The organism is Selenomonas sp. CM52 (genome assembly GCF_000292955.1).
Taxonomy (GTDB): domain Bacteria; phylum Bacillota; class Negativicutes; order Selenomonadales; family Selenomonadaceae; genus Selenomonas.
In genome coordinates, this window is the sequence record NZ_ALNM01000018.1 from 13863 (window position 1) to 28883 (window position 15021).

The window sequence follows — 15021 nt, forward strand, 5'->3', positions numbered from 1 at the left end:
TCAAAGACATTTCCTCAGCATCGTTCTCAGGAAACTCCGCAGCCAATCCCTGCAAAGTTCTGGACGCATCCTTTCCCGCCATCTTTTAGATGCCGGCATTCTTCGCCGCCTCCATGCTCAGAAGAAGCGTACGCTCCGCCTTTTCCATATGGGCTTCCGCCGCCTGCTTCGCGCCCTGCACGTCGCCCTGGGCGATGGCGTCGACGATCTCTCTATGCTCCTCAAGCGTCTCCTTGAGACGACCCGGAAACGACATCGAGGCGGAACGAAAGCGCGTGAGCTGCTCGCGCAGGTTCGAGATGATGCCGACGAGACGCGTGTTGCGGCTCGCCTGATAGAGGAGGTCGTGAAAGCGCATGTCCGTTTCCACGATCTTTTCCATGTCGCCCGCCTCGATCTGTCCGCCGATGGCGACGAGGAGACGCTGCAGGCTTTCCAGCTCATTCTCCGTGATGCGCTCTGCCGCAAGGGCGCAGGCGAGCGAATCGAGCGCCGTGCGGATCTCGAAGACATCGTTGACGTCGCGGATGGAAAGGTTCGCGACGTAGGTGCCGCGCCGAGGCATCATGACGACGTAGCCTTCGAGTTCGAGCTTTCGGATCGCCTCGCGCACGGGCGTGCGGCTGACGCCGAGTTCTTCGGCGAGCTGGATCTCCATGAGCCTCTGTCCTGGCGCAAGCGTGCCGCTCTTGATCGCATCGCGCAGAGCCTCAGCAACCACCTCGCGCAGAGGCTGGTAGCTGTCGAGGCGGATCGGTGCGAGCTTCATTTCCTGTCCCATCGTTTTTCCCCCTGCACAGGTACGGCGCTTCAGAACATCTGCGCCCCCTGCGTCTTTGTGCAAAAGACGGCGGCATCCGTCTCTTCGCGCAGTCTCTTCGTCAGATTCTGCGCCGCCCCCTCGCTTTCCATCAGTGCGAAGACCGTCGGCCCTGAGCCGGACATCATGGCAGCGAGTGCGCCCTGCTCCAGCATCCTTTCCTTCAGACGACGGATCTCCTCATGCTCCTCTATGGTAACACTTTCGAGCACATTGCACAACTCCCGGCAAATGCGCAAGCGATCGCCCGCACCGATGGCGGCGAGCATCTTCTCCGTGTCCGGGTGCCGCACCGCCTTCTGCGCATCGTAGCGCCCGTACGCCCAGGCGGTCGAAACGTCGACGGGCGGCTTCGCCAGCACGACGGGAAAAGGCGGCAGATCGGCAAGGCGGCGCAGAATCTCGCCGCGCCCCGTCGCCAGCTGCGTACCGCCCGCAAGACAAAAGGGGACGTCAGAGCCGATCTCGGCTGCAAGCTCCGCAAGCGCCGCCTCATCCAGCCCCTTCTCAAAAAGATCGTTCATCCCGAGGAGCACGGCGGCAGCGTCCGCAGAACCGCCCGCGAGTCCCGCCGCCATCGGAATCGTCTTTTTCAAGCGGATCGCTATGCCGCCCGCCGACGGAAAACGGCGCAAAAAGAGCGCCGCCGCACGCCACGCGAGATTGCTCTCGTCTGCAGCGAGCGTCGCGCCTTCGATCTCCAAAGAAATGCCCTGCGCCGTCTTTTCCAGCTCGACCTCATCCGCGAGCGCGACGGACTGCATGACCATCTCCACCTCGTGATAGCCGTCGGGACGTTTCCCCAAGATATCGAGCGTCAGATTGATCTTCGCCCGCGCCAAAAGCTTCAGCAAAAGAAATGCACCATCCTTCCCTCATATACCGCCATAAATTCTATCAATTTTTTCTCTTTACAGCAAGCCTTAGAAAAAATTTGGTAGGAATTAACCAGCAAAAGGCGAATTAGATAATGTGAATTCTATTTTATTACACCTTGGAAAAGAGGGAATTTTATTATGGATGAAAAGTCTGCAGCACCAGAGGAGGCGGAACGCATCAAAAAGGACGTGCGCTCCTCCCTCCTCATCGTCCTGCCCCTGACGCTTCTGGCATTCGCCTTTTCGCCGGGACTGCTCGCAGCCTCCACATTTGGCATAGACCTAGGGCCGCTCTCTCCCGAGGAGGCGCCGCTCCTCTTTGCAGGAATCGAGCTCTCCCTCGCGCTCGCCATGCTGCTCGCGTGCAAATCCATCCTCGTGCGCGGCGTCCGCCTGCTCTTCAAATCGCCGTGCGCCGATTCACTCATCGCCGTCAGCGCCATCTCCGCCGTCATCGCGAGCCTCCTCCTCATGGTGCAGATGATGCTGACGGGAGAAGCGCTCTTTCACCAGCTTCTCTTCACGCCGCTCGGCCTCTTCCTGACCTTCACGCTCGGCGGCAAATACCTCGAAGTGCGCCTCGCCGCACGGAAGCTCTCGCTCGACGAGGACGAGGGCGTCGTGCCGCCAGGCGCAGAGGAGATGATGGCGGAGCATGAAGCCGAGCGCCAGAGGCGCGAGGAGGAGGAACGTCGAAAGAAGGAGTCCGAGGCGCGCTACCGCGAACTCGAAGCTCTGCGCGCCGAGGAGCGCCGCCTCGCCGAGCGGGAAGCGAGACGTGCGCGAGGCGAGGCGCTGCCCGCAGAGGAAGAGGAAGATGAGCCTGCCGCAAGCGACGCGCCCAGGCAGGAGGAAGCGGCGAAGACGCCCGAGCACACGCCGCTGCTCGCCGTCACGGACAATGCCGCCCTGCGCTTTCTCGCCTTCGGTCTGCTGCTCGCCATCGCCGATGCTGCCCTCTGGCAGACCATGGGACTCGATCTTCTGCAGACGGCGATCTTCTTTTTCTCCGTGCTCTTCTTCGCTTGCCCTGCCGCACTCTTCTTTGCCTCCTCGTTCGCCCTGCCCGAAGCGCTGAAAAAGTGCCGCGCACAGAAGATCTTCGTGAAGAACGCCGGCGTTTTCGGCACGCTCAAGCACATCAGCGCCATCGCGCTCTCGAAGAGCGGCGGCATCACCGAAGGCAGGCCGTTCCTCGCGACCATCGTCGGCGAGGGGCTTTCCGACAGTGCGATCCTGGGACTCGCCGCGAGCGCGGAAAACGGCGTCTCCCATCCGCTCGCACGCGTCCTCGTCGCCAGCGCTGTCAGTCGGGGCGCTCACCTCATGCGCGTTTCGGCGACGAGCAGCATCCCCGGCAAAGGCGTCGAGGCGCTGATCAACGGCAGAGCCGTGCGCCTCGGCAAGCGCGAATGGCTCGAAGAAGAGGGCGTCCAGATCAGCAATTCCCTCTTGACGCAGGGCGACCAATTCGCCTCGCGCGGCAAGATCGTCATCTATCTCGCCACGGGCAAGATCGCCAAGGGCCTCCTCGTGTTCTCTGACGAGGCGCGAAGCGACATGCCGCGCACAATCCGCCTGCTGGAATCTCTGGGCGTCCAGACCGTCATGATGACGGGCGACTGCCGCACTGCGGCAAAGCGCACGGCGAAGGATGCCGGCATCTCCGTCTACCGCGCCGATCTTGCGCCCGCCGACAAGGCGAAGGAGGTGCAGATGCTTCAGGCGCACGGTCACTCCGTCGCCCTGCTCGCCGCCAAGAAGGAGGACGCGGAGGCAGCCTCGATGGCTGACGTCGTGCTCGCCATGCAGACGAGCGAGAGCGAGATCGCGCCTGACATCCTCATCGCCTCAGGAGATCCCTCGCACATTCCCCAGCTCATCACGCTTTCAAGGAAGACCGTCCGCACCGTGCGCCTCGCGCTTTCTCTCGCCTTCCTCGCCGCCGTCCTGGCGGCCGTCCTGCTGCATGCCTCGCTCTTCTTCCTCGGCGACCTGCGCTTTTTGCCGCTGCTCTCCGTCCTCTCCATGCTCGCGGGCATCGTCGCAGCGACGCTCGTGCCGCTCGGACTCAAGGGCTTCAAATTCGCACCGCACACGCTCGACTACTGAGCTTCAAGGAGCACGAAACATGCGAATATAGCCTCTTCACGGGGGCGGCTTTCTTCAACAATTTCAAAGAAACGCTGAATTTGCCTGAAATCCCTTAAAAAATTACGGCGATTTCCTTATCCAAAGATTCAAATTCACCGATAAACTTATGCCTTGTTTTTTGCTGTCCCTTGTTTTATAATGGACGCATAAAAAATAATTATTTTCTGAAAGGAAGGGGTATTATTTTATGAGCACGGCTGTCCTATCGCAATGGCAGTTTGCCATCACCTCGACGTATCATTTTCTCTTCGTCCCGCTGACGCTGGGGCTGACATTCTTCCTGGCACTTCTCGAAACCTGTCATGTCCGCACGAAGGACGCACAGTGGAAGAAGGAAAGCCGCAAGCTGCTGCAATTCTTCAGCACGGTCTTCCTCATCAACTTCGCCATGGGTGTCGTCACGGGCATCGTACAGGAGTTCCACTTCGGCATGAACTGGTCGGAGTACGCGCGCTTCATGGGCGACATCTTCGGTGCGCCGCTCGCCTTGGAGGCACTCTCCGCCTTCTTCCTTGAGTCGACGTTCCTCGGCATCTGGATCTTCGGCTGGGATAAATTGTCACCGAAACTTCACTGCGTGACGATGTGGCTCGTCGCCATCGGCGGCAACCTCTCGGCGCTCTGGATCATCGTCGCCAACTCCTTCATGCAGCATCCGACGGGCTATGCCATCGAAGGCGGCCGCGCCGTCATGACGGACTTCGGCGCTCTCCTCTCGAATCACTACGTCATCGGCGAGATCACGCATACGTTCTTCGCGGGCATGTCGACGGCGGGCGTCCTGCTCGCAGCGATCACCGCCTATAAGATCCTTCAGGGAGGCCCTGCCGCCGACCTCTTCCAGAAAGCCATGAAGGGCATCCTCGCCTTCACGCTCATCGGCCTTCTTGGCGTCGCGGGCGCCGGCCACATGCACGCCCAGTACCTGAAGGAAGTCCAGCCCATGAAGCTCGCCGCCATGGAGGCTCTGTGGGAGACGGAAGATCCCGCGCCGTTCGCCGCCTTCGCCATCATCAACGAGGACAAGATGCAGAACGACTTCGAGATCACGATTCCCGCTATGTTCTCTTTCATGGTCTACAATAAGCCTGCCGGCGAAATCAAGGGCATCCGCGACCTGCAGGAAGAAGCCGTCCAAATGTACGGCTCGGACAACTACGTGCCGAACGTCACGGCGCTCTTCTGGGCGTTCCGCATCATGGTCGGCGCGGGCGGCCTCATGATTCTCATCACGGGCGCAGCGCTCCTCCTCGCGATGCGCGGCAAGCTCGCAGACAAGCGCTGCATGCTCAAGGTGCTGCTCTACAGTCTGCCGCTTCCCTTCATCGCCAACTCCGTCGGCTGGTTCGTCACCGAATCGGGACGTCAGCCTTGGATCGTCGTCGGCCTGCAGAAGACGGTCGACGCCGTCTCCCCGAACCTCACCACAACGGATATATGGCTGACGATCATCGGCTTCACGCTCATCTATCTCGTGCTCATCGTCTTCGCCCTCGGCGTTGCGATCCGCTTCATCAAGACCAGTCCTTCGCCGGAAAGGAGTGCAGCATAATGGATTTGAACATCTTATGGTTTGTCCTGATCGTCGTGCTCTTCACGGGCTTCTTCTTCCTTGAGGGCTTCGACTACGGCGTCGGCATGCTGCTGCCCTTCGTCGGCAAGACCGACGAGGAGCGCCGCATCACGCTGCGCACGATCCTGCCTGTATGGGACGGAAACGAAGTGTGGATGATCACGGCGGGCGGCGCGAGCTTCGCGGCCTTCCCGCACCTTTACGCGACGATGTTCAGCACGTTCTACCTCGCGCTCTTCTTGATGCTCGTCGCGCTCATCCTGCGCGGCGTCGCTTTTGAACTGCGCGGACACAAGGACTCCGCCGTCTGGCGCAGCGGCTGGGACAAGTGCATCGTCTTCGGCAGCGTCGTTCCCGCCTTCCTCTGGGGCGTCGCCGTGACCGACCTCATCGCAGGCCTTGCCATCGACGCGAACATGACGTACACGGGCGGCTTCTTCGGTCTGCTCTCGCCCTATTCCATCGTCGGCGGCCTCGCCTTCGTCTTCGTCTTCGCCTTCCACGGTGCGGCATTTTTGACGATGCGCCTCGCCGACCGCCACCTCATCATGCGCGTGCAGGACGTGGCGAAAAAGGCCGGCGCTCTCGCCGTCGTCTTCTTCGTCTTGTGCATGGGACTCACCTACGTCTATACCGACCTCTACGCGAATCCCTTCGCTGCGGGCGCTCTCGTCCTCGCCGCCGTCGTCTTCCTCGCTTCCTATGCGAATGTGATCAACAAGGCCTCGACGAAGGGCTTCGTCTGCAGCGGCCTCGCCGTCGCCCTGACGGTCGTCGCCTTCTTCCTCGGGCTCTTCCCGCGCCTCATGGTGTCGAGCCTTTCGCCCGAGTACAGCCTGACGATCTACAATGCGTCCTCGACGCCCTACACGCTGTCGATCATGACGATCGCTGCCGGCTGCCTCGTCCCGATCATACTCTGCTATCAGATCTGGACGTACTATATCTTCCGCAAGCGCGTGACGGCTGCCGACGCCAACCACCACGGCTATTGAGCAGCACATGAAGAACAGTCTGCTCTTCCTCACGCTCAAGGAACAAAAGCATATCGTCCTCTGCCGCGCCTTGCTCGAAGCGCTCTCGGGCGTCTTCGTCATCGCCGCGGCATGGCAGACGGCTTCCGTCGTCAACAAGGTCTTCCTTCATGGCGCGGGAATGCACGAAACAGCATCAGATTTTCTGGTGCTGTTTTTGTGCGTCCTGGGCGCGGCTCTCCTGCGTCTGCCCAAAAGCAGCATGGAAGACCGTCTGTCCGAGCACATGCGCCTCTTCTGCCGCAAGACGCTGCATCGTGCGCTTCTTGCCGAGGGGCGCGATACGCACGGCGTCCTGACCCTGGCGTTAGAACGCGTGGATGCACTCGAGCCGTGGTTTCATACCGTCGTTCCGACGGCCATATCGTTCGCCGTGCTCGTGCCCTTCATCCTCGCAGTCAGCGCCGTCTTCGATCCGCTCTCGGCATTGCTCTTTTTTGCGACGCTCCCCATCGCGCCCTTCTTGCTCATGCTTATCGGCAAGGCGACGCGCCGCGCGAGCGAGCGCCAGTGGTCGAAGATGGAGGCTCTGACCGCGGGCTTCGGCGAGATGATCCGCGCGGCGATGACCTTGAAGCTCTTTCGCCGCACGGAATCTGAAGGTGCACATCTAAGGGCAAGCAGCCGCTCCTTTTCCGAAGCATCACTCGCCGTCCTGCGCCTCGCCTTCGTCTCCTCCTTCGCGCTCGAACTCATCACGACGCTCTCGATCGCACTGATTGCCGTATCGATCGGCCTCAGGCTCATCGACGGACAGATCAGCTTTCCTACGGCATTCTTCGTGCTGATTCTCGCGCCGCTCTTCTACCAGCCGCTGCGAGAAGGCGGTATCGCCTTTCACGCCGCCATGGACGCGCACACGGCAGCAAAGGCGCTTGAGCCGTGGCTCGCCGCTCCCCTCGACAGAGAAGACGGCAGGTGCGATCAGATTCTCGTGCCGCCGCGCCTCCTTGCCGAAAAACTTTCCTATCGCTATCCGCTGACACAAGAAGCCGTCCTCCAAGGGCTCGACCTCAACTTTCACGCGGGCAAGAAGACCGCACTCATCGGCGCGAGCGGTGCGGGCAAGACGACCCTGCTCAATCTTCTCGCCGGTCTTCTCACGCCGACCGAAGGAACGATCGTCCTGCAGGACGGCGCAGGCGACGGAAAGTCTTATGACCTCGCGCATCTTTCGCCTGCCTCGCGCCGCGCGCTCATCACCTATGTGCCGCAAGAAACGCATGTATTCAACGCGACGCTCGCCGAAAACATCAGCCTGTGGCAGGAGGGCGCGACGAAAAGCGCCGTGAGCGCCGCCCTTGAGCAAGCGGCGCTCGGCGGCTTCCTGGCGGCGCTTCCCCACGGGCTTGCCACGCCGCTCGGCGCGGGCGGACATCCGCTGTCCGCCGGCGAGAGGAGACGTCTCGGCCTTGCGCGCGCCTTCTTCCAAGCTCGCCCCCTCGTCATCCTCGACGAAATCACGGCAGGGCTCGACGAAGAGACGGAAAAGGCGGTTCTCGCCGCCCTCGACGATTTCTCTCGCCGCCGCACCTTGATCCTCGCCTCGCATCGTCCCGCGCTCATCGCTTGGGCCGATCATATCATCGACATAGGAGGTGACGCCGAATGACGGAAATCCTGCATCTCATGCGCCTCGCTTCTCCTGCCAAAGGACTGCCCGCGCTTCTCGCGGCATTCTTCGCCGCACTCTCGGGTATCGCGCTCATCGGCGCCGCCGCGTGGATCATCGCGAGCGCCGCACTCGCGCCGCCTCTCTCGGCGCTGACGCTCGGCATCACCTGCGTGCGTGCCGCAGGCGTCGCGCGCGCCGTCTTCCGCTACCTCGACCGCCTTCTCTCGCACCGTCTCGCCTTCGCCTGCTACGAAAAGCTGCAGCTTCTGACCTACCGTCAAGCGGCAGAAAAGCTGCCGCTCAAGGAGGGCGCAATGCGCGAGGGCGAATTCCTGCACGACCTTCTGACGGGCTGCGAGACGCTGCGAAACTTCTACCTGCGCACCGTGCCGCCGCCGCTCCTCGCAGGACTCGTCGCATTCTTCACCGCTGCCGCGCTCCTGCCGCTTTCCGCACTCGCAGCGGCCCTCGTCGCGGCTCTTTACCTGCTGCACCTCGCCCTGCCCCTCCTGCTCAAAGAAGAAAGCCTGCGCGAGGAAAGCGCTGCCTATCGGGACACGCTCCTCGACCTCATCGACGGGCGCACCGAACTTCATCAGGCGGGCGCACTTCCCCATGCCCGGCAGATGCTCGACGACGCTGCCAAAACCTTTCAGGAAAAACAGTCGGAAAAGCGCCAAAAGCGCGAGCGCCTGTTCACGCTGCTCGACGCCTCGCGCGTCAGCCTCTGGGTTGGGCTGCTGCTGCTCCTCCTGCCCCATGCGCAGGCCGGCGAGATCAGCGGCATCGAATACGCCGTCTGGGCACTCGCCCTTGAGGCCGCTCTCGCCGAATACCGCGCTCTTCCCGCTGCCATTCTCGGCGCCTCGGCCGCCCGACAAGCGGCACAGAATATCCTGCCCTCGAAAGGCGAGATGCAGCCGGAAGCAGCTCCAACGAAAGAAATGGCGACAAGAAAGCCGCCAATGCCGGCGTTTCCCGCCGCCGACAGCGCCGTCCCCCTCTTGGAAGCACGAAACATCAGCTTCGCCTATCAGGCGGGACTGCCTGTGCTCGAAAACCTCACCTTCTGTATCCGACGCGGCGAGCACACGGCGATCATCGGCGAGAGCGGCGCGGGCAAGACGACGCTCGCGAGCCTTCTCCTGCGCCTTTGGGACATCGACAGCGGCACAATTTTCTATAGCGGCGTAGCCCATACTTCTCTGACGGCAGACGCAGTGCGCTCCCTCTTCGGAGTCTCCTTGCAGGGCAGCTATCTCTTCAGCGCGTCGGTGCGCGACAACTTCCTGCGTCTGCACGAAAGCATCACGGAAGACACGATGTGGCAATCGCTCGAAACGGCACAGCTCGCCGATGTCGTGCGCTCCCTGCCGCAAGGACTCGACGAACCGCTCGGCGAAAACGCCTCGCGCCTCTCAGGCGGCCAGAGAAGCCGTCTCTTAACGGCACTGGCGCTCGCCGCAGACGCTCCCCTGCTGCTGCTCGACGAGCCGACGGCAGGCCTCGACGCCGCACGCGGCGCAAAACTCATCGCCGCCGTGCTCGAAACCCTCGACAAAAGGGGCGGCACGCTCATCGTCATCACCCACGACCTGCCGCTCCTCAGCCGCATGAAACAGGTTATTTCGCTCTGAAGCGTACGGATCATCAACTTGCACACCAATGAGAGTATGCTATACTAAAGGTGGCAAACATGGATAACGTCAAGGCACACGAAATCCCCCCAAGCTGCCATCTTGGGGGGATTTCTAGTCTCATTGTGCAGAAAGCCCATCGTGTCCACTGTGTAAATACACAAAGGCAGAAAAAACTTGCATATTTTCTGGCTTTATACTATACTGTCAAAGTACTTTACAATTATTAAAGGAGGAATTTCTTTGTTCAGTTCCATCGGCAGAAAGTATCAGGAAACTGCCTTGATCAAGCTCATCGCCATCGGACTCGTCCTCGGCATCATCGTCGCTGTTGCCTTGCCGCAGGTCGTTCCTGCAATCTCCATCCTCGGCGACCTCTTCGTAAAGGCGCTCAAGGGCGTCGCGCCAGTTCTCGTCTTCGTGCTCGTCATGAACGCCATGGCGCAGAAGAACGCAGACGCCAGCGCTTCGATGCGCCCCATCGTGCGCCTCTACATCATCAGCACCTTCCTCGCCTCGATGGTCGCCGTCAGCTACTCGTTTCTCTTCCCGACGACGCTCCATCTCGCCGTCGCCTCGTCTGAGGTGTCTCCGCCGAGCGGCATCATCGAAGTTCTGCACAACCTCATCCTGAGCGTTGTCGACAACCCGCTGCACGCCATCGTGACGGCGAACTACATCGGCATCCTCGCATGGGCTGTGCTCGCGGGCGTCGCACTTCATTCAGCGAACGACTCGACGAAGGAGACGATCGCCGACCTCGCCAAAGCTGTGACGAAGATCGTGCAGTGGGTCATCCGCTTCGCCCCCTTCGGCATCTTCGGCCTCGTCGCGAACGCCATCGGCGAAAGCGGCATCGCTGCCCTCATCGGCTACGCGCAGCTCCTCGCCGTCCTTCTCGCCGCATTCTTCTCCGTCGCGCTCATCATGAACCCGCTCATCGTCTTCCTGCACATCCGCCGCAACCCCTTCCCGCTCGTCTGGACGACGCTCCGGGAAAGCGGCATCTACGCCTTCTTCACGCGCAGTTCTGCGGCGAACATCCCCGTGAACCTCTCGCTGTGCAAACGTCTCGGACTGTCGGAGGACACCTATTCGCTCTCCATCCCGCTCGGCGCGACGATCAATATGAGCGGCGCCGCCATCACGATCGCCGTCCTCTCGCTCGCTGCCGCACACACGCTCGGCATCGAGGTCGACATGCCGACGGCGCTGCTCCTCTGCGTCATCTCGACCGTCGGCGCCTGCGGCGCCTCGGGCGTTGCCGGAGGCTCGCTGCTCCTCATCCCCGTCGCCTGTGCGAGCTTCGGCATCCACAACGATGTCGCCATGCAGGTCGTCGGCGTCGGCTTCATCATCGGCGTACTGCAGGACTCGTGCGAAACGGCTCTGAACAGCTCCAGCGACGTCCTCTTCACCGCCACCGCCGAATTTGCCGAACGCGCCAAGGAGGGCACCCTCGAATCCACTGACCTCGTACCGCATCACGAAAGCTGAACGGCATACATACGAAAAGACCTCGGACTGCAAGTTCAAGTCCGAGGTCTTCTCATTTCATTATCGTTCCACACGAATGTCCTTGATGCCGTAATACTGACAAAGGCCATCCTTCGTCACGCCGTTGTCAAAGTCGACGAAGAAGACGTGGCGCAGAGCGCGATTTTTCAAAAGGATGGGTTTCATATAGGCGATCTCCTCGCCATTTTCTGCTGCCTGCTTGACGATGGTGAGGCGCACGTCGTTCTCCTGCTGCATCGCCGCCGTAATGAAGAGCGCAGCGGTCATCGTGAAGAGGCCGATGGATAGAGATGCCACCAGGAGCGTCTTCTTCGCGCGATTCCACAGGCAGTCGCGGACGACAGGATCGCGCAGCACAGCACAGGCGGCGATGAGGATCATGGCGACAGAGCTGAACGTCGCCCGCGCCGGAAACGTCGGTGCGGCAATCATGACAAAGTTGTTGAAAAGCGCCAGCGCGATGAGGAACGCTGCATAGCGTGCTGCAGGAAAAGCATGGAGCACACTGCGCCACGAAACCGTGCGAACGGCAGCAAGCGCCTTGCGCGAGAAGCCCAAAGAACGCTTCAAAAGGCCATAGAAGAAGAAGATCGCGAGCCAATAGATCGCCATCTCCTCGAATCCTGCCATGACATTGGCAAAGTGCTCGACGGTGCGTGGCTTATCAAGCCCCAGCGGTGCGAGCACATGGGCGACGAGAAAATCGCGCAGCGCATTGGCAAAGAAGCTGCCGTTGAAATAAGAAACGACGAGCAGAACAATGACGGCAAGGCAAAGCATCCTGCCCCAGCCAAAAGCTTGCCCGGAAGGTTCCGCCGTCTCACCGCCAGCCCTTGCATCCTCCGCAAGATGCAGTCGATAGATCCGTCCCGCGGCGATCAGCAGCAAGATGACGGGCAGGAGATAAAGTACCATCTCACCGTTTCCCGCAAACTGGTTGCCGATATGGGTGAAGATTCCTTTGCCGCTTCCCTGCGCGTCGTAGCGCACGAAATTGCCGGGCGCCGCCACGAGCAGCACGAGTCCTGCGAGTGCGCCGAAAGCCCCCGCCGGCATCCAAAGGGGCAAGTCGCCCTTGCGCCTCGCCCACCAAGAAAGTCCCGCCGCCAATACGAACACCGTAACGGCAAGGTTTTCCACCGACCAACCCGCCAGGACGCCAAGCGCAAACATCGGCGCGATAAGCCAATGCCTTTCGGGTGCCTGCCCCTCATCCATTGTTTTGCAATGAAGATTGTACGGCACGAGAAAGAGGGCGGCAAAAACAGACGACCAAAGGTAAACCGTCGACCCGCTCTTCCACACAGCTACTTCTCCAAAATGAGGAAGCACGAGCCAGGCGAGAATCCCCATGACAGCGAGGAGCCCCGGCTCCCGCCAGAATCTCCAATCGCGTAGGGCATGAATCACAAGCAGCACAATAAAGGCAAGAAACACCAACGCATTGGCAAAATCGAAGAGTCCCTTCCCGCCCCACAGGAACAAATCGAGGCAGAATACCGTCACCATACGTCCACCATGAAAGAGATAGTGACGCCAAAGAGATTCCACTACATCAGAAAAGGATATGATATGCTCATGCGTCAGCCAAATCATCGAGTAGTCATAATCATCACGATGCAAGGGCATCAGATGATTGAGTCCATACATCAGCAGAAAGATGACAGCTGCCACGAGCACAGTACGCCAAAATTCATTACGTCTCATCCGACCGACCCCCTTCCTCCCAAGAACTCGCGATCTGTCTCTCCAGAGGATCTGACGGCGTATACAAGATTTTTTTGCCATCGGCTTCTGCAACGAGATAAATCGGGCGTTGCTTGCTCTCCATAAAGACACGGCTCAGATACTCTCCCATAATTCCAAGGGAAAGCAACTGCACTCCGCCCAAAAAAAGCATCACCGTCATCAGCGTCGGATAACCGGCCACGGGGTCGCCATAAAGCAGCGCATTGATAAGGACGATAAACATATAAGATATAGCGAGAAGTGAGACGGCCAGTCCCAAAAAGGTCGTCATGCGCAAAGGCGCTGTTGTAAACGAAGTCAGACCTTCTACAGCGAGATTATAAAGTGCAAAATAATTCCAAGTCGTCTTTCCTGCCGCCCTCGGCTGCACATGGAACGAGAGTTCCTTCTTGCGAAAACCAATCCACGTGAAGAGCCCTTTCGTAAATCGCTGATTCTCGCGCATAAGGCGCAACGCAGCAACGCAGCGGCGATCCAAAAGGCGGAAATCTCCCACATTGCGTTGTATCTCACAGCGGCTGACAGCTTGAAGAATACGATAAAAAAGGGTTGTCATCGTACGCTTAAAAACAGTCTCATCACTTCGATCCGTTCGCTTCATGCATACATCGTCATAACCCTTGCGCCACCAAGAAATCATCTCGGGAATACGCTCTGGCGGATGCTGGAGATCTGCATCCATGAGGATGACAGCATCTCCCTCGGCAGCATCAAGACCAGCCAGCATTGCTGACTCCTTACCAAAATTGCGTGAAAGACTTCTATAGTGAACATTCGGATCTCCTGCGGAAAGTTCCCGCAGGATCTGCAAGGTATCATCCGTACTTCCATCATCCACAAAAAGGCAGGAAAAAGAACAATCGTGCAAATCCCGCAGCACATTCGATAGCTTCGCATAAAACTGCCGCAAAACCTCTTGCTCATTGTAACAGGGAACAACGATCACGATCTTGTCCATGAATCTATATCATCCCCTTTCCCAATGCCTGAAAGTTCACGATCTCAACGCCCTCCTCTGCCGCCAGCTTCGCGACCTTCGGCGAGAGGATCGCGCCAAGCTCCGCTTCGAAGTCGTGCTGCCAACCCGAGGCGCGCACGATTTCCTCATTCGCCGTGCCCGGATGCATCATGACCTCGGTCACACCTTCTCGAAGGTTCTTGATCGCATGAAGCAGCTCCGCCTCATCGACGGCCTCTCCCGCGACGATGCCCGCAAAATGATTGGGCACAGAAATCCCCGCCTTCCTCGCCAGACTCGCGGCGTTCCTCGCGAGGAGCGCAAGTCCGGCGCGGCCTGCGAACTGGCCGATGCCGCCGAACTTTCCGGCAAAGAGCGGCGCAAACGGTGCGCGAAGCGCGGGGATCCCCGCCTCACGGCAAAGCCCGATGACGATTTCGATGATTCCCGGCAGGACGTGCATATGCTGATGGCTGTCGGCATGATCGAGAGAAAGTCCCGCCGCCTCAAACTTTTTCAACTGCGCGGCAAGCTCGGCGCGCACCTCCGCCAGGTGCACGCCGCCCTTCGCATAGCGCTTGGAAAAAGTGCCATAGTTCGGCAAAAAGACGCCGCTTTCATCGACGAGTGACGGAATCTCCTCGGGTGGCAGGACGGGAAAACCATCGACCAGCGTGAAGTGTATGCCAAGACCGAGTTTCGGCAGGCGTCGCACGCGCTCCGCTGCGTCCTCGAACGCCGCGCCGCCCGCCATCAGCGTCGCCGAACGCAGCACGCCCATCTCGACACCCTTTTCCACCGCCTCATTGATGCGCACATGGCGACCGAAATCATCGGCATTGACGATCATCCGCTTCAATATTTCCTCACATCCATTTCATACAGGACAGATTTTTTCCTTCGTACATCTTGATTATACCGCAAGAAGAAGATGTTTTGCAAACGGCAGGGAATCGCAGGCGAAGGTCGAATATAAACTACACGCACAAACGTCCACTTTGTGGACATTGTGCGCCGCCCTTAATGAAAGTTACCCAATCAGTCTGCGCCCTTCGGGCTTGACTTCTTGGACTTTCATAGTAAAA

At 59.8% G+C, this 15021-nt stretch carries 11 protein-coding genes; 6 read left to right on the forward strand and 5 right to left on the reverse strand.

What is annotated here, in order from left to right:
- Window positions 1–85 precede the first annotated feature (85 nt).
- The gene (locus HMPREF1153_RS03755; RefSeq protein WP_009645585.1) at window positions 86–781 is read right to left on the reverse strand and encodes a GntR family transcriptional regulator; all 696 of its coding nucleotides are present in this window, start codon (window positions 779–781) and stop codon (window positions 86–88) included.
- A 29-nt stretch (window positions 782–810) separates the two neighbouring features.
- A complete protein-coding gene (ispE, locus tag HMPREF1153_RS03760; RefSeq protein ID WP_009645603.1) occupies window positions 811–1674 on the reverse strand; it encodes a 4-(cytidine 5'-diphospho)-2-C-methyl-D-erythritol kinase in 864 nt (287 codons plus the stop codon).
- Between the two features lie 162 nt (window positions 1675–1836).
- Here ispE and HMPREF1153_RS03765 point away from each other — a divergent pair, with 162 nt between their 5' ends.
- From HMPREF1153_RS03765 to sstT, 6 genes are all read left to right on the forward strand, one after another.
- Entirely contained in the window at window positions 1837–3810 is a 1974-nt protein-coding gene (locus HMPREF1153_RS03765) for an HAD-IC family P-type ATPase (protein ID WP_009645601.1), read from the forward strand.
- 229 nt (window positions 3811–4039) lie between these two features.
- On the forward strand, window positions 4040–5404 hold the full coding sequence (locus tag HMPREF1153_RS03770; protein WP_009645607.1) for a cytochrome ubiquinol oxidase subunit I: 1365 nt from the start codon (window positions 4040–4042) through the stop codon (window positions 5402–5404).
- Window positions 5404–6420, forward strand: coding sequence for a cytochrome d ubiquinol oxidase subunit II (cydB, locus tag HMPREF1153_RS03775; RefSeq protein ID WP_006191383.1), 1017 nt, complete (start codon window positions 5404–5406; stop codon window positions 6418–6420). The genes HMPREF1153_RS03770 and cydB overlap by 1 nt, the downstream gene beginning before the upstream one ends.
- A gap of 7 nt (window positions 6421–6427) precedes the next feature.
- On the forward strand, window positions 6428–8071 hold the full coding sequence (cydD, locus tag HMPREF1153_RS03780) for a thiol reductant ABC exporter subunit CydD (RefSeq protein WP_009645583.1): 1644 nt from the start codon (window positions 6428–6430) through the stop codon (window positions 8069–8071).
- A complete protein-coding gene (locus HMPREF1153_RS03785) occupies window positions 8068–9711 on the forward strand; it encodes an ATP-binding cassette domain-containing protein (protein WP_009645593.1) in 1644 nt (547 codons plus the stop codon). Before cydD ends, HMPREF1153_RS03785 begins: the two co-directional genes overlap by 4 nt.
- A gap of 243 nt (window positions 9712–9954) precedes the next feature.
- Window positions 9955–11208 (forward strand): serine/threonine transporter SstT, encoded by a 1254-nt coding sequence (sstT, locus tag HMPREF1153_RS03790; RefSeq protein WP_009645584.1) that lies wholly within the window; start codon window positions 9955–9957, stop codon window positions 11206–11208.
- A gap of 60 nt (window positions 11209–11268) precedes the next feature.
- On the opposite strand, the gene HMPREF1153_RS03795 is transcribed toward sstT, so the two are convergent.
- From HMPREF1153_RS03795 to hpnK, 3 genes are read right to left on the reverse strand one after another with little or no spacing between them, the layout of a single operon-like run.
- Complete coding sequence (locus HMPREF1153_RS03795) at window positions 11269–12936, reverse strand: DUF3329 domain-containing protein (RefSeq protein ID WP_037369757.1); 1668 nt, start codon at window positions 12934–12936, stop codon at window positions 11269–11271.
- Window positions 12926–13936, reverse strand: coding sequence for a glycosyltransferase family 2 protein (locus HMPREF1153_RS03800; protein WP_009645592.1), 1011 nt, complete (start codon window positions 13934–13936; stop codon window positions 12926–12928). Before HMPREF1153_RS03800 ends, HMPREF1153_RS03795 begins: the two co-directional genes overlap by 11 nt.
- 4 nt (window positions 13937–13940) lie before the next feature.
- A complete protein-coding gene (hpnK, locus tag HMPREF1153_RS03805) occupies window positions 13941–14786 on the reverse strand; it encodes a hopanoid biosynthesis-associated protein HpnK (RefSeq protein ID WP_009645590.1) in 846 nt (281 codons plus the stop codon).
- Between the last annotated feature and the right edge of the window lie 235 nt (window positions 14787–15021).